Source organism: Thiomonas delicata, from assembly GCF_900088825.1.
Lineage (GTDB): Bacteria > Pseudomonadota > Gammaproteobacteria > Burkholderiales > Burkholderiaceae_C > Thiomonas_A > Thiomonas_A delicata.
The window spans coordinates 1,438,721-1,458,086 of record NZ_LT592170.1; the positions used below are offsets into that span (position 1 = coordinate 1,438,721).

The following is a 19,366-nucleotide window of genomic DNA, read 5'->3' on the forward strand; positions in this document are numbered from 1 at the left end:
GCGTCACGCCATGACTATCGCAAAATCGAGAATGCCCCCGTGTTGCGCCGTTACAGGACTCTGTACGCTTGGTCACATTTCCTCCAGTTACATCTCTGCCACTGCCCGTAAACTGGGATTCCAATCAAGTTGTATGCCAGCCTCGCCGACATCGCGCAAGCGCTGGCGGAGTACGGCAAAACAAGTACAAGGACAAGGCGTCTGTACCCTGCATGAACCAAGACCTCAAGAAAACGCTCTGGGCCGCCGCCGACAAGCTGCGCTCCAGCATGGACGCCGCCGAGTACAAGCACATCGTGCTTGGGCTCATCTTCATCAAATACATCTCTGACGCATTCGACGAGCGCCGCGAGCAACTCAAAACCCAGTTCAACGACCCCGCGTCCGACCTGTACCTGCCCGATGCGGCCGACCAGGCCGCCGCGCTGGAGGAGCGCGATTACTACACCATGGCTAATGTGTTCTGGGTGCCCGAGGTCGCGCGCTGGGAGACCCTGCGCGCCCAGGCCAAGCTCTGGGACATCGGCATCCGCATCGACCAGGCACTCGACGCCATCGAGGCCGACAACCCGCGCCTCAAGGGCATCCTGGACAAGCGCTACGGCCGCGCCCAACTGGAGCCGGGCAAGATGGGCGAGCTGGTGGACTTGGTCTCCACCATCGGCTTCGGCACGGGCACCCAGGCCAAAGACGTCCTGGGCGAGGTGTACGAGTATTTCCTCGGCCAGTTCGCCAGCGCCGAGGGCAAGAAGGGCGGGCAGTTCTACACCCCGGCCTCGGTGGTCAAGGTGCTGGTCGAAGTGCTCGCACCGCACCAAGGCAAGGTCTACGACCCCTGCTGCGGGTCGGGTGGCATGTTCGTGCAGTCCGAGAAGTTCATCGAGAGCCACGGCGGGCGCTTTGGCGACATCTCCATCTACGGCCAGGAGGCCAACCCCACGACCTGGCGCCTAGTGGCGATGAACTTGGCCATCCGGGGCATGGACTTCAACCTCGGCAAGGAACCCGCCGACACCTTCCACCGCGACCAGCACCCCGACCTCAAGGCCGACTACGTGCTGGCCAATCCGCCGTTCAACATCTCCGACTGGGGCGGCGACCGCCTGCTGGACGACAAGCGCTGGCTCTACGGCACGCCCAACCCGAGCAATGCGAACTACGCCTGGCTGCAGCACATCCTCTGGCACCTGAACGCCAACGGGCAGGCCGGCGTGGTGCTGGCCAACGGCAGCATGTCGTCCAACCAGAACAACGAAGGCACCATCCGCAAGGCCATGGTCGAGGCCGACGTGGTGGAAGTCATGGTGGCGCTGCCGCCGCAACTCTTCTTCAACACCCAGATTCCCGCCTGCCTGTGGTTCCTGACCAAGAGCAAGACCGCCCATGGCCGCGACCGCAGGGGCGAGGTGCTGTTCATCGATGCCCGCAAGCTCGGGCGCATGGAGACCCGTGTCAACCGCGTGTTCGATGACGAGGACGTGGCCAGGATTGCCGGCACGGTGCATCGCTGGCGACAGGATGGGGAGGCTGGTGCGCAAGAGCCCTATGCCGATGTGCCGGGATTCTGCCGCGCGGTGAAGCTGGCCGAGATTGCCGAACACGGCCATGTGCTCACGCCGGGGCGGTATGTGGGCGCGGAGGCGGTGGATGATGACGATGAGGCGTTCAACGAGAAGATGGAGCGGCTGACCACCTTGCTTGCCGAGCAGATGGCGAAAGGCGCGGAGCTCGATGCGGTGATTCGGGAGAAGCTGGGGAGGATTGGGTATGCGGTTTGAGTGGGTGCCGCGACCTCTCTCCGAAGTGGCTCGCGAAATCACAGTGGGATTTGTGGGGACGATGGCAGACCAGTACGTCGCCGAGGGAGTGCCGTTCTTGCGGTCGTTGAATGTTCGTCCATTCGAGATTGACCTTGGTGATGTGAAGTACATCTCGCGTGACTTCCACGACCGCCTGCGGAAGTCGGCGCTACGTCCTGGTGATGTGGTCATCGTGCGGACCGGCAAGCCAGGGACGTGTGCCGTCGTTTCAGATGCTCTGCCTGAAGCGAATTGCTCTGACGTCGTCATAGTTCGCTGCGGAGAAGAGTTGAACCCGCACTTCTTGTCCTACTGGGTAAACGCCATGGCGGCTTCGCACGTCACTGCCCATACGGTTGGCGCTGTTCAGCAGCACTTCAACGTGGCGTCGGCGAAGCTGCTGCGCCTGCCCGTTCCGCCGCTGTCTGTTCAAGATGAAGTGCTCGCTCCGTTGCTAGCTATTGACCGTCGCATCGACCTCCTGCGCCAAACCAACGCCACGCTTGAAGCCATCGCCCAGGCGCTGTTCAAGAGCTGGTTCATCGACTTCGACCCCGTGCGCGCCAAGGCCGAGGGGCGCGAGCCCGAAGGCATGGATGCAGCAACGGCGGCGTTGTTTCCAAGTGAGTTCGAGGAGTCGGCGCTGGGGGAGATTCCGAAAGGGTGGGGGGTTCGCTCGCTTGACTCGTTCGCGAACTACCTCAACGGGTTGGCCATGCAGAAGTTCCCGCCGGAGAGTGATGAAGAGTACCTGCCAGTAATCAAGATTGCACAGCTTCGTGCAGGCAACACCAGTGGCGCTGACAGGGCTAGCTCGCGGCTTAAACCCGATTACATTGTGCGTGATGGTGATGTCCTCTTCTCATGGTCTGGTTCGCTTGAAGTGGAGCTATGGTGCGGCGGAAATGGCGCCCTGAATCAACATCTGTTCAAAGTAACGTCCAGCAAGGTGCCAAAGTGGTTCTACTACTTGGCAACGAAACAATTCCTGCCCACATTTCGTGAGATTGCCGCCCACAAGGCGACTACGATGGGGCATATCCAGCGGGTGCACTTGATGGAGGCGAGCGTGGCCATGCCAGCACCTGAAGTCTTGGACGCTCTTTCGCCGCTGATGAGGTCCATTCTGGAACGACGAGTGATTGGCGCGCTACATGCGCGGGAGTTGGCTGCCGTCCGCGACGCCCTCTTGCCACGCCTAATTTCAGGCAAACTTCGCCTGCCCGAGGCCGAGGAAGCCTTCGCAACTTCTTGACCTCTAACAGGGCTCACAATGGCACTTTGGCTCGTTCGCGCTGGCAAGTATGGGGAACATGAAACTCGGTTTCTCGATGACAACCGCATCTATCTGACTTGGGATGCATTTACGGAGACCGACCTATCGGTCGCGAAGGACTACGAAGGCGTCAAGGCCCTCATGTCACAGCGTTATCCAAGCGAGCCATCGCGCCGCTTGGGAAACTGGTCAGGGCAAGTGTGGGCCTTTCTCCTCGCCATGAAGGTCGGAGATTGGGTGGTAGTGCCAAGTAAGACGTCACCCACGATTGCGATTGGGGAAGTCGTCGGGCCATATGCGTTCGACCCCAAAGCGGAGCCGATGTACCGTCACTCCCGTGCCATCAAATGGCTAAACAAGGCCGTCCTTCGCAGTGCATTTGGCCAAGACCTTCTGTATTCGATGGGTGCATTCCTGACGGTCTGCGAAATCAAGCGCAACGACGCGGAGGCGCGCGTACGCAAAATGGCGGCCAATGGATGGCGGGATGTGTTCGTGAATACGACGGCATCCGTTCCAAGCAACGGGGGTGCCGAAAGTCAGGCTGACGCGGTAGACGTGGACCTCGAAGAGCTTGCGCGCGATGCCATTGGCAAACTCATCATCCAGAGATTTAAGGGCCATGGGATGGCGAGGCTTGTCGAAGCCATCCTAAAAGCCCAAGGTTTTGCCACGTACCTCAGCCCCGAGGGGCCAGACAAGGGAATCGACATCCTGGCAGCCGGTGGCGCTTTCGGATTCGAGCGTCCCCGCATCTGCGTGCAAGTCAAATCGGGCGACACGCCGGCGGACCGACCCGAGTTCACCCAACTTATTGGGGCAATGCAGAGTGTGAAGGCCGAGCAGGGTCTCTTTGTCTCGTGGGCGGGGTTCAAGCCGACTGTGCTTAAGGAAGTCCCGACCCATTTCTTCTCGGTGCGTGTCTGGAACGAGAAGGACCTCGTTGAGCAGGTACTGGCGAATTACGACAAACTTGACCAGGATGTCCGTGCAGAACTTCCACTCAAGCGAGTCTGGATGATTGCCTCTTCGGAGGAGTGAGCCGAGCATAGCCAGCGAACAATTGAACACAAAGCCCAAGCCATGACGAGCGCAGTCCTTGAAGACCACCTCGAACAAGCCACGCTTCAGTGGCTCTCCGCGCTCGGCTGGCAAACCGCGCATGGCCCTGACATCTCACCGCCCGACGCCAGGACCGCTGGCACCGAGCGCGACACCTACCGCCAGGTCTGCCTACCCCATCGCCTTGCGGCCACGATTCAGCGCCTGAATCCCAACATCCCGACGAGCGCACGGGACGCGGCTCTGCGCCTAGTCCTCAACCCCAACACCCCCGGCCTCGTCGCCGCCAACCGCCAGTTCCACCGCTGGCTGGTCGAAGGTGTCCCGGTCGAGTACCAGAGGGACGGCGAAACCCGCGGCGACCGCGTCCGGCTCATCGACTTCAGCGACGTTGGCCGAAACGACTGGCTGGCCGTCAACCAGTTCACCGTGCAAGGCCCCAAGCACACCCGCCGCCCCGACCTCGTGCTGTTCCTCAACGGCCTGCCCCTGGTGGTGCTGGAACTCAAGAACCCCGGCGACGAGAACGCCGACATCTGGGGCGCCTTCAACCAGCTCCAGGCCTACAAAGACGACATTCCCGACCTGTTCATCGACAACGAGCTGCTGGTCATCACCGACGGCATCTCCGCCCGCATGGGCTCGCTCACCGCCGACCGGGAACGCTTCATGGCCTGGCGCACCATCGACGGCCACACCACCGACCCGCTCGGGTCCATGCGCGAACTGGAAACCCTGGTCCAAGGTGCCTTCGACCGCCAGACCCTGCTCGACTATCTGCAGCACTTCATCCTGTTCGAGGACGATGGGGGGCTGGTCAAGAAGGTCGCCGGCTACCACCAGTTCCATGCCGTGCGCGCCGTGGTCGACAGCGTGCTCAAGGCCAGCGCCCCTGGCGGCTCGCGCAAGGGCGGGGTGGTGTGGCACACCCAGGGGGCTGGCAAGAGCATCGAGATGACCTGCCTGGCCGGCATGCTCATCGGGCACCCGGAGCTCCAGAACCCCACGGTCTTGATGGTCACCGACCGCAACGACCTGGACAACCAACTGTTCGGCGTGTTCGCCGGCGCCACCGAGCTGCTGCACGAAACCCCGGTGCAGGCCGCCACCCGCCCCAAGCTGCGCGAGCTGCTGGGCAACCGCCCCAGCGGCGGCATCGTCTTCACCACCATCCAGAAGTTCGCACCTGGCGAGGACGAAGACAGCTTCCCGGTGCTGTCCGAGCGCAGCAACATCATCGTCATCTGCGACGAAGCCCACCGCAGCCAGTACGGCTTTGCCGCCAAGCTGCCCGGACAGGACGATGCCACCCGTCGCTACCGCCAGACCGCGGCCGCGCCGCTGAGCGCGCAGGATGCCGGCGCGATTGGGGCCACCACGGCCTTGGTCACAGCGGCCCCGGCCTCCAGCGTGCGCTACGGCTACGCCCAGTACCTGCGCGACGCGTTGCCCAACGCCACCTTCGTCGCCTTCACCGGCACCCCCGTGTCGCTGGAGGACCGCGACACCCGCGCCGTGTTCGGCGACTACGTCCACATCTACGACGTCGAGCAGGCGGTCAAGGACGGCGCCACGGTGCCCATCTATTACGAGTCGCGCCTGGCGAAGCTCGAACTCGCGGAGGAGGACACCACCTGGCTTGATGATGACGTCGACCAATTGACCGAGGACGATGAGGACGACGCCAGCAAGACCAGCAAGCTGCGCCGCTGGGCCGCGCTGGAAAAACTCGTTGGCGCACCGCCCCGGATTCAGAAGGTGGCCGCCGACATCGTCGAACACTTCGAAAACCGCCTTGCCGCCCTGGACGGTAAGGCCATGGTCGTCGGCATGAGCCGCGAGATTTGCGTCCATCTCTACGACGCTCTCGTCGCCCTGCGGCCGGAATGGCACGACCCCGACCCCGACAAAGGCGCCATCAAAATCATCATGACCGGCTCGGCCTCGGACAAGCCGATGCTCAAGCCGCACATCTACACCAAAGAGGTCAAGAAGCGCCTGGAGCGGCGCTACAAGGACCCTGCCGACCCGTTCAAGCTGGTCATCGTGCGCGACATGTGGCTGACCGGCTTCGATGCGCCCTGTCTGCACACGATGTATATCGACAAGCCCATGCGTGGCCACAACCTGATGCAGGCCATCGCCCGGGTCAACCGGGTGTTCAAGGACAAGCCCGGCGGTCTGGTCGTCGACTACATCGGCATTGCCAACGAGCTCAAGGCCGCCCTGAAGGACTACACCCTGGCCCACGGCAAGGGGCGGCCGACCATCGACACCCACGAGGCCCTGCGCTTGCTGCTGGAGAAGATGGAGGTGCTCCACGGCATCCTGCACGGCTGCGACTACGCGGACTTCCGCACCCAAGCCTGGCAACTGCTGCCCAAGGTGGCCAACCATATCCTGGGCCAGGATGACGGCAAGAAGCGCTTCGCCGACGCCGTCCTGTCCGCCACCAAGGCGTTCGCGCTGTGCTGCACGCTTGACGAGGCTCTTGAACACCGGGACGAACTGGCCTTCCTGCAGGCCACCAAGGCTGCCCTGACCAAGCACACCACACAGGACAAGAAGCTCAGCGACGAGCAGAAAGAACACGCGCTGCGGCAGATTCTGAGCAAGGCCGTGGTCAGCGCCGAGGTCGTCGACATCTTCCAGGCGGCCGGGTTGAACAAACCGGATATCGGCATTCTGTCCGAGGAGTTCCTCGACGACGTGCGGCACATGAAGGAGCGCAATCTGGCGGTGGAGCTGCTGGAGCGCCTGCTCAAGGATGACATCAAGACCCGATTCAAGACCAATGTGGTCAAGGCGGCCAAGTACAGCGAATTGCTTCAGGAAAGCCTCAAGCGCTACCGCAACCGCGCCATCGAGACGGCCCAGGTCATCGAGGAACTGATTGCGATGGCCAAGCAGTTCCAGCAGGAGGCCATCAGGGGCGCCGCGCTGGGGCTGAGTCCCGAGGAGCGGGCGTTCTACGACGCGCTGGCCGCCAATGAGTCGGCGGTCAGAGAACTGGGCGACGAGACGCTGAAGAAGATTGCGGTCGAGCTGACGCTGAAACTGCGTAACTCTGTAACCGTCGATTGGTCCGTGCGCGACGCGGTGCGGGCAAGCATTCGGGTGATGGTCAAGACGCTGTTACGGCGTTACAAGTATCCGCCGGACAAGCAGGAGGAGGCAACCGAGACGGTGCTCAAGCAGGCGGAGATGCTGTCGGCGGAATGGGTAGGGTGAGCAAAGTGGCACAACAGCGTCGCGGAGCTTCCGTTCGCAATTGGTCTATCAGAGCATCACGATTCAGTGCGTCAATAAGAGAGCCGATGGCCAGCAGTCGATTGCTGGCCATCGGCTCAAGTGTGAGCAGGTCTTGCCCGTGAAAGAGCGTTTAATCCAACTCGTAGTTTGCCCTGATTTCTAGACGCAAATCTTCAGCATCAAAATCTTGTGACCAATTATTGCCGTCGTCGTCTTCCTGCATCACATCTTGATAACTGTCGATGTGTCGCTGAAATGTCTCTTCATCTCGCGTACAAGCATCAATTTCAGAGCGGGACATATTGCGCCTCAAATTATCTTTGATGCCGTCTGCAAGTCCGGAATAGTCGTCTGCAATTTCGACATCGCCAGCGTCATAAATTTGCGGCTCGCCTGCTTCCTCCGCTTCACGATTCATTGCGCGTACCGCTGCCGTTACTGCGTCACGGCGGTACATATACGTTGAATACAGATAGGCGTTCGCTTCGTCGTCCCAGACGTACACGCTGTATTCTGGCCATTCGCTTCTCGGGTCCTTGAAGCACTCTACATAGGAACGAGGTTGAAATTCTTTCATTGCTTACTCCGAGTTCAGTGGGTAGGTTGCGTAAGCCATCTGACTTACGCCATGGTGTAGGCAGTCAGTTCGGAAATCGCGGCATCCGAGATATCTTGTTTCTGCTGTTGCATGTTGATGTAAATGCCAAGGGCGATGCGCCCTGGCAAGCTCGAGTTCATCCACGGGCGTGGCGTCGAGAGAGTGGGGTTCTGCGCAAATTGCCCCTCCAGAAAGAACGGTCCTTGCATGCTCGAGGGGTTCGATTGCTGCCAGCTTCGAGCGCTTGCCGAGTTCATGGCCTTTCACGGTCGATGCGTTTTATGGAGTGCTAGTGTTTGGCCGCAATTCAGGGGCCGGCGCCGTCAACGGCGGTCAGCTGCCACTATTGGGCGTCGGCGAACGGATGGCGCGGGTTCGGCTTTTTGGGTATGGCCGGCTCAAACCCCGTGGCGGGTGAAGCATCGTCTGCGGTTACTCGCATTTGCAAAAAATTTCCAGCGCATAGTGGGCGTCTGGAACATGTTGCTCAAGGTCTGCCGCCGTGTACGTCTTTCCCTCGAGGTCGAAAGCCACGGTCTTCGCCAGCGAGTCGCGCCAGGAGTTCTCGAAGGGACTGCCTGCGAAGTTTCTTGCCAGACCGCCGTCATCTCGTGTCCCGAGCACGACGATGCCCGGTTCACAGTAGTGGAGGCCATTTCGCCGAAGTCTTTGGTCCGAGACACGGGATGCATGCCCCCCAGCTGAATGACGCGCCTCGCAAAGCGACTTGAATGTTGTCGTCCTGCCACTGATACGAAGTGTTCTCTCCAGCACGTGCCGAACAGCCGAATTGGTGACGACCGATGCGCGCCATGATTTTGGCGATGCTGCAATCGGGACAGCGAAGGATTTCTCCCTGGAAGACCAAGGAGAGTTCAGCCAATTCACTTGCGTTTGGAGCAGGTCTGAAGCACAGCGCTCCAGTTCATCCAAGGTGCCAATGAGAGCGCCTTCGACTTCGGCGTCTCGCCGGCGCTCGAGGTCAAGGCGAACATGCAGAAGCGCGTCTTTGGCGAACAGCGTGGGCCATGCCTTCAGGTCTCCTTTGGCCAGCATTTCCGTCAGCGCGCTCCGGGAAAACAAGCTGAACAGATTGGCCGTTGCATGCATTGCAAACAGATTGGGGCTGCCAAGATGGCGGACTGCGTAAAGGGCGCCGGTCGTTGCGTTCAGCAGTGACGCCGCGTCATAGACGATTCCACTCGCGGGGTCCTTCTTGCCTTGGCTGACGCTTCGCAGCGATTCGTCAAACATTGCGATGTATCGCGCGGCTTGGTTGTTTTTGTTCATGAAAGCGTTCCAGGTTATTTGTTGCGGATGCTTAGGTGTGTGTGTGTGTGTCGAATAGTCGACATGGGGAATCTTTGGCGCATTGCGCCGTGGTAGGGGTCTTGGAGGCGCCCCTTGCCTTCTTCTCTGTCATGGCAGTCGCACCGCGACTGCCATGCGTTGCCGGTCGATGCCTGAGCACAAGTTTTTAAGGAACGCGAGCCACCAACTTGGTGGTCCGTTGCCGGGCGAACCGGCATCACAATCAACGAATATAAATAATACGTCTATTTTCTATGCGTGTCAATAAAGTAGACGTGTGGCACAATGCGCCTATGGCAAACACGCAACACCACACATCCACGCCGTCGGCGCTCGACCCTGCCGGTCATTGGGGCCAAGGCCGCCGGCTCGAATTCATTGACTTTCGCCTGCGCTGGGAGGGGCGCTTGAACCGGTCTGACGTGATGGAGTTCTTCAGCATCTCCACACCGCGGGCTTCCATGGACATCGGGCGGTACCTGGAGCTGGCACCCGGCAATGCCTTCTACGACCGCAGCTCACGCAGCTACTTGGCAGCCAAGGAGTTCAAGCCGCTTTTTCCCGACAACAACCCCGAGCGCTATCTCAACGAGTTGCTGGCACGTGAGGCTGGCGTCGTGCCCAAGGGCCTCAGCTTCATCGGTTGGGTCCCGCCACTGGCCGTGATGCCGCGACCTGGACGCGTCGCACGGGCTGATGTCTTTCTCCAGGTCTTGGATGCCATCCGCGGTCACAAGGCATTGACGGTGGTGTATCAATCAATGAGCACTCCGCGGCCACAGGAGCGCGTCATTGCTCCGCACGCGCTTGCCCATGACGGGATGCGCTGGCACGTCCGTGCCTATTGCGCCCAGCGGGAGAAGTACCTCGACTTCCAGTTGGGGCGCTTTCTCGAGGTGGCTCCAAGCCAACGCCCTGGTACGGATGGGGCTGACGACGCTGCTTGGCATCGCATGGTTCCGCTGGTTCTGGCCCCGCATCCTGAACTGAGCCCCGAGCAGCAACACGCGATTGCCCTGGACTACGGGATGGTGGACGGCTGTACTACCTTGCAGTGCCGCCAATCGATGCTCTTCTACACGCTTCGCTCTCTGCGCTTGCTCAAAGAGGGAGTCGAGTCCCCGCAGGACCAGCAAATCACGCTGAGGAACCGCGCGGCGATTGCGGAGTTCCTCCCCAAGGACGCTGCTAAGAGCTGACGGAACACGGCGCTGCTCGAGGCCGCTTAAGGAGCATTCGCAGTGGGCAAGACCCTGGGCGCATTCGTTGCAAGAGCACGCGTCGAGCTCGCAATGACCGATGCCGCAGGCAAATGGTTGCCAGCACACACGCGGGCTGCAGGAACTCCCGCGCAGGTCTACACGCGGGGCCCCAGTACTCCGCCCGCTCCAGCATCATGCGCTGAACCCTCGGCGCGCTGCGGCTTGGCACGGTTGTGCGGCACTTCTTGCGCCTGACGGTTCCTGTATCACAGTTCGCCCGCGTCATATGGGCCCCTGGTCGCTGTGATAATTCGCCACTTGTCTCCTACGACGACGTGCCGGAGGCTTAGCTCATGACCCTGCGGGCCAGGAGTTTGAAACTCGCCAAGGCAGCCGGAACGGCTTTGCACGCATTGATAGCGAACCGATGACCGACGAATCCCAACTCACCATCCCGCCGTCCTTCATCGCCCTTTACGTGGAGCCAGGCCGCACCAAGCCCCATGCGCCGCGCGACGTCATCACCCAGCGCTACGAGTTCTGCGAAGACCTGGCGACGATGCTGACCGACCGCGCATCGGAAATCAAGTTCGACCTGGGGGTGACCGAGTCGGATGTTCTTGAACGCATCCACCGCGGCTTGGAGGTCGAAGGCTCTGGCCTTGATGCCAAGGAGGCGCGGTGGGTGGTGACGCGCCTGGCGGAGTTGCTGGGGTGGACGGCGTAGGATGTTTGAGAAGGATACGTACGCCTGATGTGCCGATTGGCTTGCGTTCCAGACACCGCATATTTCACACCTGGAACGACGGCGGCCTCAGTTCGGTCGGCCGGCCCTTGCCTTCCAGAAAATACCCAATCTCGACCATGGCCCAGGTGTCCTGTTCGCAGTAGGCCAGCAGGTTGCGACGTAACTCCGCCTTGCGCCTGGGCGTCAGCTCGGCGTCGAAGCAGGACTGCAGGTAGGCAACCTGCGCGCCGGTGCCGTCCTGCACCTCGTCCAGTTCTCCATAGTTCAGGTCGGGGGCGATGACCGGCAGCACCTTCTTGATGGAGAACGACCCCTTCATCGCCGGATGGTAGAAATGCTCCTTGACCACGGGGTGCAGGTCGACCAATCGCGCGGCCAGTCGCTTCAGCCGGTCCGCAAAGGCCGGATGGCGTTTGGCCAGCTCGACGATGCGACCTCGTTCATACGTGGCGTAATACACCAGGATGGGGCCACCGTCCCCCACGTCGATGGCGTGCAGCATCTCCTCGATGCAGGGCTCGGAGGGGTCATGCCCGCTGAGGTCCAGGAAGGCGCGGTGCTCGAACACGCCGGGCGCCCGCTCGATATGGCAAGACCACTGGAACGGCACCTGCTCGTAAGGTCGCAAGCCGACCCACCGCGGCACCGGCAGGTCAATGCCTTCGAAGTCGAAGTAGTAGCGGGGATACGTCAGCCTTTGCATGAAGGTGTTGGCGCCAGGGGCGAGGATAGGGCGCCCGGTGCGGTGGGCCTGCTGGATGCGGCGGTACAACGCCGCCTGTGCACCGACCAGCTCACCGGGACGCGGCTCCAGCAAAGACGTATAGCCCTTGGCGGCGAGCTTGCGCGCCAAGGCCTTCCCAGCCGTATCGGGGAGCAAACTCAGCGGATGTTCGGGGCCGGGCGGCTCCAGCCTTTGGCACAGCGCCGCGTAAGGGCAGGGGTGGGGATGGGTGCATTGATTGCCCATGCGGACGTCGGGCATGTCGCCGTCAACCACATCCCGAGCCTGCCGCAGCCATTGTGGAACAGCACGCATGCGCTGTTGCACCGCATCGGTGACGTCCAGTTGGCGAAACAAGCCGCGGTAGTCGCCGGCGCCTGGATAGCGCCATTGGTTGTCCAGCAGATTGAGCTCGGCGCGCGCCAGCGGCAGGCCGGCGCCTTCCAGCACCCAGGCCTGCACGGCGACATCATCCAAATGATGCTCGTCCGGCGAACTCGGGGTGGCCTTGTCCGGCTTCAGCGGAAACGTGGAGGCCTTGGTCTCGCGCAGGACATAGCCCGCCGCCTCCGGCAGCAAGGCATCGGCGCGGGCATACAAGCCGTCGCGCACCATGGGCATTTCGACGGCGGGCAGCATGGCGGCGGCGGTCAGTTCGGCCAACGCGGTCGCAGCATCGCTTGCCGGGTCTCCGGAGGTGTTCGGCCAGAGGTACTCCCCGACATCCCGACGCGCATACTCGCCGACGAGACGGCCGTCGAGGGTGCGGCGGTCGACGGGGACGGACGCAGAAGTTTGCGGCTCGGGCGGATGGTGATGCAGCCACAGCATCCGCGGGCATTGGCGCCAGGCCATCAGGTCGGATTTGGTCAGCACCGAAGCTCCCCCTTGTCAATCCGTGTCGGGCGGAACGGCGTGTTCCGGTCAACAGCATTGTGCCGAGCTGGAGCCTTGCGTCGCAAGCAGCGCCAGGGCTTGTTGTGTCGGAGGGACATCGGCGGTTCTGCAGGGCGCGTGCGTTCCCATAAAAAAGAGGCGCGTTTGGTGCAGCGTTACGTCGTTACGGGGCACCGCATCACAACGCGATTCAAGACCACCGCCGCGCTTTACGGAAGCGCGCCCGCAAGCGCGGCCAAACAAATCCCGCCAAAGCGTGAATTTTTCACGCGCCGCTATCTGGGTTTTGGTAAGCGGTGGCTTTTCGCTGCTGAGCTGTTCCTCGAGCGCATCTCCTAGGCTCTTACGCGTCGTTCCGGAAAAGCGATGACGTTCGACCGAGGTGGCGTGGGCATTGCCGTGGCGGCAATGAAGTTCACCGACAAGGTGGACGCGTCCCCGTTTGACACGAGCTCCGCCATCGTGACATTCGCCTTTTCGGCAAGCCGTTCACGGCCCTTATGCGTGTAGTGCGCACCCTCGGTAGCGAACGCGGCATCGAGTCGCAGCGCCATCTTGGATGCGCAAAGGTGGGCATACCGTGTGAGCATTCGAAGGTCACGATGACCGGAGAAGGCCTGTAGGTCGACCAGATTGAATTGACCCGTGTCGGCGACGCGGCTGATGCCCTCGTGCCGCAAGTCGTGGATATGAAGCCCTTCAATGTGCGCATGGTTCAGGATGTAAGCCCAGGCGTCACGCACCTTGTCCACGCTCATGGGGAACACCCGTTCGTCATGGCGAGGAAGGGCGTCGAGCATCGCCACGAGTTCAGCGCGCAGCGGCAAGGTGCGCGCCAAGCCATTCTTGGTCTCGGGCAAGAACGCGGTTTGCTTGACCAAATCCACATGGGCCCATGTCAATCCGAGGGTCTCGCCCCGCCGCGCAGCGGTCATCAGCTGGAATGCAACGAAAGCCTGCATCATGGTGCCGGGTTGCGCTTGAGCCTGCGCTACCGGGCGCAATTCCTTGCGCAGTCGCGCCTCGATGCGCTTCTTTTGCGAGAGGCTGCGGTACTGCTCGGGGACCTCGGGATGGCTTGCCAGCAGTTGTTCGACGGTCGCATCGACGGCGCGTTCGAGGTCCCAGGCCCGTGCACCGGCAAAAATGCGCTCTTCTTCACCGTCAGCGAGTCGGCGGTTACGCTCGTTGCGGTAGCGTGGTCGTTGGACACCTCTGATGGGTGAGTCGGCCAGAGGGTATTTCCAAACGTCGAGGATGAACGTGAACAAGGCGCTGAAGATGTCGACTTCACGGTCGACCGTGGCCGGTTCGCTGTCCTGCAGACGCTCCTCAATAAAGTCGTTGAGGTCATCGGTCGTGACCTCGGGCAGAGGTTTGTGCAGCCATTCCAGGCTGCCATAGGTTGTCCGCATCTGAAAGCTGCCGGGGTGCACCCTACGACCATGGGCCTTTTGCCAGTCCTTGAACTCTTCGACCAGCGCCTTTCCGTGCGGGCCGCTGTCCATGAGCATGGCCTCAAGCTTGTAGGTGAGCATGTCGGCGGACTTGAGCTTGGGCACCTTCTCCTTCAAGTACCGAACCATGAGTTGCGCGACCGTGACCTTGTGGGAGCGTGCGTAGTCGACGTACAGACCTCGTCCGCGCTCCTCCTCGATTTTGCGGATGAGCTTTTCGGCTGTCTCGACCGACGGCAGGGTGAAGGTTTGTGGCGCGCGGCCTTTCTGCCGTACCCGCACCAGGATGGTGTCTTCGAGCTGGGTCACGGCAGGTTTGAATCCCTGCGCCCGCAGCTCGGCCATGTGGCTGGCCACGCGCGCTGGTGCGTTGAAGGGGAACTCCCGCGTGAGGTCCTCGCGATTTCTGACTGTGACGCGAAAACGGGAGCGGTTTTCCAGGGTTGCCATGCGTGTCTCCAAAACGAAGTGGGGACACCGTGAAGCAACCAGGTTTATGCGCCGCGCAAGGTCGGCGACGCATGGCCCTCAAGCCGTTTGGCGTGCGTCGCACGCCGGACTTTGAGGCAATCTGTGGCACAGAATTGCCACAGATTTCAATTCGCGGGATTTTTTCTTTCCGGAAAATCTTCGCAATTTATTGATTTTGCAAAGATTTTTGGTCGGGGTGAGAGGATTCGAACCTCCGGCCTCTACGTCCCGAACGTAGCGCTCTACCAGGCTAAGCTACACCCCGATGCGGATTGGCGGACACACAAGCTCCTGGGCTTCAATGGCTCAGGCGCTGCGGTCCAAAGAGTAAGCGCATAAGTTTATCAGAGCCTCGCGTTCAGGGCCTGGCTTTAGCGCGTCGACGAAGCCTCGCGCCTTAGACAGCTCGGCCTGAGCTGTTGCGTAAACAAGGTCGAGCGCTCGGGTTTGGTCGACGATCCGCAGGATTTGCGGCATCTCTTCGGCATGTCCGGAGCGGATCGCGTCCTCGATCAGTTTGCGCTCCGGCGCCGCGCAGCGTTGCATGGCGACGATCAGCGGGAGCGTGGGTTTTCCCTCGCGTAGATCGTCCCCGACGTTCTTTCCCATCTCGCCCGGTTTGCCGCTGTAGTCCAGGGCGTCGTCGATGAGTTGGAATGCCGTGCCTATCGTTCGCCCATAGGCGGCGGCGTTGTCTTCCAGTTCTTTTCCGCAACCTGCGAGCACGGCGCCTATGCGCGCGGAGGCCTCGAACAGAGCAGCAGTCTTGTAGCCGATCACTTTCAGGTATCGCTCCACGCTGACCTCGGGGTCATGCAGGTTCAGCAGCTGCAGCACCTCGCCTTCGGCGATGACATTGGTCGCATCGGCCAGGATTTGCAGGATGCGCAAATTGTCCGCAGTCACCATCATCTGGAAGGCGCGCGAATAGAGAAAATCTCCAGCGAGCACGCTTGCCGCATTTCCGAAGGCGGCATTCGAGGTCTTGCGGCCGCGCCGCAGAGCGGACTCGTCAACCACGTCGTCATGGAGGAGCGTTGCCGTGTGGATGAGTTCGACCACGGCCGCGAGGGTGTGATGATGCGGCCCCGTGTATCCATGGACTTTGGCAGTCAAGAGCAAAAGGGCCGGTCGCAGGCGCTTGCCACCAGCGGAGATGATGTAGGCGCTGATGGCGTTGATCAGCTGCACTTCGGACGACAGGTTGCGGCGGATGGCGGCGTCAACCTCCAGCATGTCCTGGGCTACCGGGGAAAGAATCGACTGAATCGAGTGCGTGGAAGTCACGAAGTGTGCTGGTTTTGGAGAGGGGCGTGCGCTTGGCTGAAAGGCACTTGGCAAATCCAGCGGCATTTTATAAGGTCCTTCGGTCGAGCCGAGGCGGCGTGTCGTGGATCTTCCATCGCAGATCGGCGTGCTTCTGCCCGCGGCTGGCGTCGTGCGGTCTTTGGGCGCGGCAGCGGCGTTCGCTGAGACGCATTCTGCTATGATGCAATGTTCAACGCCCTTTGCTTGGCCATTTTGGTCCTCGGGGCGGGTCGAGTGCGGGTCCGGTTGCGAGTGCGCGACCTAAGGTTGGCTGCCTGCGTGGCAGCCATGCGTTCCCGCATAGTCATTTTCCAGGAGTAGTCATATGTATGCGGTCATAAAAACCGGGGGCAAGCAATATAAAGTTTGCGCCGGCGAAAAGATCAGGGTAGAACAGTTATCCGCAGACATTGGCCAGGACATCGTGATCGATCAGGTGCTTGCCGTATTCAACGGCGCCGACACCCAGATCGGGACCCCGCTTCTTGCGGGCGCGGCGGTGAAGGCCAAGGTCTTGGCGCATGGGCGCGGCGAGAAGGTGCATATTTTCAAAATGCGCCGCCGTAAGCACTATCAGAAGCGGCAAGGTCATCGGCAGAATTACACCGAGCTGCAGATCGAAAGCATCGCAGCTTGAGGAGAGAACAACATGGCACAGAAAAAAGGTGGCGGCTCAACCCGCAACGGGCGTGACTCGGAAGCCAAGCGACTTGGCGTCAAGGCTTTCGGTGGCGAGGCCATTCCTGCGGGGTCCATCATCGTGCGCCAGCGTGGCACGCGCTTCCACGCCGGTGTGAATGTCGGCACGGGCAAGGATCACACGCTGTTCGCGCTTGTCGATGGCCACGTCAAGTTTGTTCGCAAAGGCGAACACAATCGCCAGTTTGTGAACATCACTCCGCTGAACACGGCCGAGGCCTGAGTTCGGCAAGCCGCGGCAGGCATGCCGCGGCTTTTCCTGATGACCCTCAAGCCCCGGCTTGCAGCCCGCTGGCATTCTTGCCACGGGTCTGGCAAGCCGGGGCTTGTGTTTTGAGAGCATCCGCACGTGAAATTCATCGACGAAGCGCTGATCGAAGTCTTTGCCGGCAAGGGCGGCAACGGCTGTATGTCCTTTCGTCGCGAGAAATTCATCCCGTTCGGCGGGCCTGACGGCGGTGATGGCGGACGTGGTGGGCATGTTTACGTCGAGGCGGATTCCAATCTCAACACGCTGATCGATTTTCGCTATCAACGCCTGTACCGGGCCAAAAATGGCGAGCACGGTCGTGGCGCCGACCAGTTCGGGGCCGCGGGCGACGACCTGCTGTTGCGCGTCCCCGTGGGGACGCTCATTCGCGACGCCGAGAGTCACGAGGTGGTGGCCGATCTGACGCAGTCGGGCCAACGTATCGTGCTTGCTCATGGGGGTGCGGGGGGGCTGGGCAACTTGCGCTTCAAATCCAGCACCAACCGTGCTCCGCGCCAGTGCACACCGGGGCAGCCGGGCGAGCAGCGCAAGCTGCAACTCGAACTCAAGGTGCTGGCCGATGTGGGGCTGCTGGGCATGCCCAATGCCGGCAAGAGTACCTTGATCGCCGCCGTGTCCAATGCGCGGCCCAAGATCGCCGACTACCCTTTCACCACCCTGCATCCGCAGCTCGGCGTGGTGCGACTTGGCGAGGGGCAGAGTTTTGTCGTGGCCGATATTCCGGGGCTGATCGAGGGCGCGGCCGAGGGCGCGGGATTGGGGCACCAGTTTTTGCGGCATCTGCAGCGCACCCGCTTGTTGCTTCATCTGGTCGACGTGGCGCCATTCGATCCCGAGGCCGATCCCGTCCGCGATGCGCGCAGCGTGGTCGCCGAACTCAAGAAATACGACCCCGATCTAGCCGCCAAGCCTCGCTGGCTGGTGCTCAACAAGATCGATATGGTGCCGCCCGACGAACGCAAGGCTCGCGTGTCGGCCATCGTGCGGCGCTTGCGCCACAAAGGGCCGGTGTATGTCGTTTCTGCCCTGGCGCGCGAGGGGCTCGAGCCTTTGCTGCGTGACATCTTCGATGCCGTACGCATGCCTGCGCCCGAAGGTCCCGAAGCGACGCACGATCCCCGATTTGTCCGCGATGAAGACTGAGCAACTCGACAAGCTTTCCGTGATCGCCGCCGCGCGCCGCCTCGTTGTCAAGGTGGGTTCCAGCCTGGTGACGGATGATGGACGTGGCATCGATCATGCCGCCGTGGCCAGATGGGCGGACCAAATCACGGCCCTGCATGGGCTGGGCAAGGAGATCATTCTGGTTTCGAGTGGCGCGATCGCCGAAGGCATGAAACGTCTTGGCTGGGCCAAGCGTCCACGCGAAATTCCAGAGTTGCAAGCTGCCGCCGCGGTCGGCCAGATGGGGCTGGCGCAGGCGTATGAGGCTGCGTTCAGCGCACGCGGACGGCATTGCGCGCAAATCCTGCTCACGCATGCCGATCTTGCCAATCGGCGCCGTTATTTGAATGCGCGCAGCACCTTGCTGACCTTGCTGGCGCATGGCGTGGTGCCGGTGATTAACGAGAACGATACCGTGGTCACCGACGAGATCAAGGTCGGCGACAACGACACCCTCGGCGCCCTGGTCACCAATCTGGTCGAAGCCGACGCGCTCGTCATTCTCACCGACCAACCCGGCCTGTATTCAGCGGATCCGCGCAAGGATCCGGCTGCGGAGTTGATCGTTGACGCGCAGGCCGACGACCCCTCGCTCGTGGCCATGGCCGGCGGCGCGGGAAGCTCCATTGGCAAGGGGGGGATGCTGACCAAGGTGCTGGCTGCCAGGCGCGCCGCGCAGAGCGGTGCGCATACCGTGATCGCGAGTGGCCGGGAAGCGGATGTCCTGTTGCGCTTGGCCGCGGGCGAAGTCATCGGTAGCCAGCTGCGCGCTGGTGCGGGCAAGCTTGCGGCGCGCAAACAGTGGATGGTCGATCATCTGCAGATTGGCGGGCGCGTCCAGGTGGACGCCGGTGCCGCGCAGCGTCTGCGCGAAGGCGGTGCCAGCCTGTTGCCGGTCGGGGTCGTGGATGTGGTGGGTGAGTTCGAGCGCGGCGACGTGATTGCTGTGCTCGACGCGCAAGGCCGGGAGATCGCACGCGGCTTGACGAATTACGCGGCGGCCGAAGCCAGGCTGATCCGGCGCGCGCCGACGACGCAGATCGCCTCCATCTTGGGTTTCATGGAAGAGCCCGAACTCATCCACCGCGACAACCTGGTGCTGACGCAGCCATAGTGCTTGCGCCGCA

17 protein-coding genes and 1 tRNA gene are annotated in these 19,366 nt (G+C 61.7%); 11 read left to right on the top strand and 7 right to left on the bottom strand.

Going from position 1 to position 19,366, the window contains the following annotated elements; genetic code table 11:
* Positions 1-212: 212 nt before the first annotated feature.
* The 4 genes from THIARS_RS06900 to THIARS_RS06915 are packed head-to-tail and all read left to right on the top strand — an operon-like array spanning position 213 to position 7,368.
* Positions 213-1,778, top strand: coding sequence for a class I SAM-dependent DNA methyltransferase (locus tag THIARS_RS06900; RefSeq protein ID WP_013104715.1), 1,566 nt, complete (start codon positions 213-215; stop codon positions 1,776-1,778).
* Positions 1,768-3,054, top strand: a complete 1,287-nt coding sequence (locus tag THIARS_RS06905) for a restriction endonuclease subunit S domain-containing protein (RefSeq protein ID WP_013104716.1) — start codon at positions 1,768-1,770, stop codon at positions 3,052-3,054. The genes THIARS_RS06900 and THIARS_RS06905 overlap by 11 nt, the downstream gene beginning before the upstream one ends.
* An 18-nt stretch (positions 3,055-3,072) precedes the next feature.
* Complete coding sequence (locus THIARS_RS06910) at positions 3,073-4,116, top strand: restriction endonuclease (RefSeq protein WP_013104717.1); 1,044 nt, start codon at positions 3,073-3,075, stop codon at positions 4,114-4,116.
* Between the two features lie 42 nt (positions 4,117-4,158).
* Positions 4,159-7,368, top strand: a complete 3,210-nt coding sequence (locus THIARS_RS06915) for a type I restriction endonuclease subunit R (RefSeq protein ID WP_013104718.1) — start codon at positions 4,159-4,161, stop codon at positions 7,366-7,368.
* A gap of 151 nt (positions 7,369-7,519) precedes the next feature.
* Here the strand turns inward: THIARS_RS06915 and THIARS_RS06920 are convergent, their stop codons facing one another.
* The 3 genes from THIARS_RS06920 to THIARS_RS06930 form a co-directional block, all read right to left on the bottom strand.
* Positions 7,520-7,966 carry a hypothetical protein gene (locus THIARS_RS06920; RefSeq protein WP_013104719.1) on the bottom strand — a complete coding sequence of 149 codons (447 nt, stop codon included), beginning with the start codon at positions 7,964-7,966 and terminating at the stop codon, positions 7,520-7,522.
* 44 nt (positions 7,967-8,010) lie between these two features.
* A complete protein-coding gene (locus THIARS_RS06925) occupies positions 8,011-8,196 on the bottom strand; it encodes a hypothetical protein (protein ID WP_141130496.1) in 186 nt (61 codons plus the stop codon).
* 223 nt (positions 8,197-8,419) lie between these two features.
* Positions 8,420-9,277: a hypothetical protein gene (locus THIARS_RS06930; RefSeq protein ID WP_013104721.1), complete on the bottom strand. Its 858-nt coding sequence runs from the start codon at positions 9,275-9,277 to the stop codon at positions 8,420-8,422.
* Positions 9,278-9,591: 314 nt separating this feature from the next.
* Here THIARS_RS06930 and THIARS_RS06935 point away from each other — a divergent pair, with 314 nt between their 5' ends.
* The gene (locus tag THIARS_RS06935; protein WP_041609122.1) at positions 9,592-10,497 is read left to right on the top strand and encodes a WYL domain-containing protein; all 906 of its coding nucleotides are present in this window, start codon (positions 9,592-9,594) and stop codon (positions 10,495-10,497) included.
* A gap of 430 nt (positions 10,498-10,927) precedes the next feature.
* Complete coding sequence (locus THIARS_RS06945; RefSeq protein WP_013104724.1) at positions 10,928-11,227, top strand: hypothetical protein; 300 nt, start codon at positions 10,928-10,930, stop codon at positions 11,225-11,227.
* 64 nt (positions 11,228-11,291) lie between these two features.
* On the opposite strand, the gene THIARS_RS06950 is transcribed toward THIARS_RS06945, so the two are convergent.
* Positions 11,292-12,848 carry a DUF2779 domain-containing protein gene (locus THIARS_RS06950; RefSeq protein WP_094159978.1) on the bottom strand — a complete coding sequence of 519 codons (1,557 nt, stop codon included), beginning with the start codon at positions 12,846-12,848 and terminating at the stop codon, positions 11,292-11,294.
* A gap of 75 nt (positions 12,849-12,923) precedes the next feature.
* Here THIARS_RS06950 and THIARS_RS06955 point away from each other — a divergent pair, with 75 nt between their 5' ends.
* On the top strand, positions 12,924-13,208 hold the full coding sequence (locus THIARS_RS06955; RefSeq protein ID WP_141130497.1) for a hypothetical protein: 285 nt from the start codon (positions 12,924-12,926) through the stop codon (positions 13,206-13,208).
* On the opposite strand, the gene THIARS_RS06960 is transcribed toward THIARS_RS06955, so the two are convergent.
* The 3 genes from THIARS_RS06960 to THIARS_RS06970 all read right to left on the bottom strand — a co-directional run bounded on the left by THIARS_RS06960 (position 13,205) and on the right by THIARS_RS06970 (position 16,033).
* Positions 13,205-14,776 carry a site-specific integrase gene (locus THIARS_RS06960; RefSeq protein ID WP_013107478.1) on the bottom strand — a complete coding sequence of 524 codons (1,572 nt, stop codon included), beginning with the start codon at positions 14,774-14,776 and terminating at the stop codon, positions 13,205-13,207. The two genes, THIARS_RS06955 and THIARS_RS06960, sit on opposite strands and share 4 nt — an antisense overlap.
* Positions 14,777-14,985: 209 nt before the next feature.
* A tRNA-Pro gene (locus tag THIARS_RS06965) sits at positions 14,986-15,062 on the bottom strand.
* A 41-nt stretch (positions 15,063-15,103) separates the two neighbouring features.
* Positions 15,104-16,033: a polyprenyl synthetase family protein gene (locus tag THIARS_RS06970; RefSeq protein ID WP_094159979.1), complete on the bottom strand. Its 930-nt coding sequence runs from the start codon at positions 16,031-16,033 to the stop codon at positions 15,104-15,106.
* A gap of 397 nt (positions 16,034-16,430) precedes the next feature.
* On the opposite strand from THIARS_RS06970, the gene rplU reads away from it, so the two are divergent.
* From rplU to proB, 4 genes are all read left to right on the top strand, one after another.
* Entirely contained in the window at positions 16,431-16,742 is a 312-nt protein-coding gene (gene rplU / locus THIARS_RS06975) for a 50S ribosomal protein L21 (RefSeq protein ID WP_094159980.1), read from the top strand.
* 12 nt (positions 16,743-16,754) lie between these two features.
* The gene (rpmA, locus tag THIARS_RS06980) at positions 16,755-17,027 is read left to right on the top strand and encodes a 50S ribosomal protein L27 (RefSeq protein WP_094159981.1); all 273 of its coding nucleotides are present in this window, start codon (positions 16,755-16,757) and stop codon (positions 17,025-17,027) included.
* A gap of 126 nt (positions 17,028-17,153) precedes the next feature.
* Positions 17,154-18,218: an Obg family GTPase CgtA gene (cgtA, locus tag THIARS_RS06985; protein ID WP_094159982.1), complete on the top strand. Its 1,065-nt coding sequence runs from the start codon at positions 17,154-17,156 to the stop codon at positions 18,216-18,218.
* On the top strand, positions 18,208-19,353 hold the full coding sequence (proB, locus tag THIARS_RS06990; RefSeq protein ID WP_094159983.1) for a glutamate 5-kinase: 1,146 nt from the start codon (positions 18,208-18,210) through the stop codon (positions 19,351-19,353). Before cgtA ends, proB begins: the two co-directional genes overlap by 11 nt.
* Positions 19,354-19,366 lie beyond the last annotated feature (13 nt).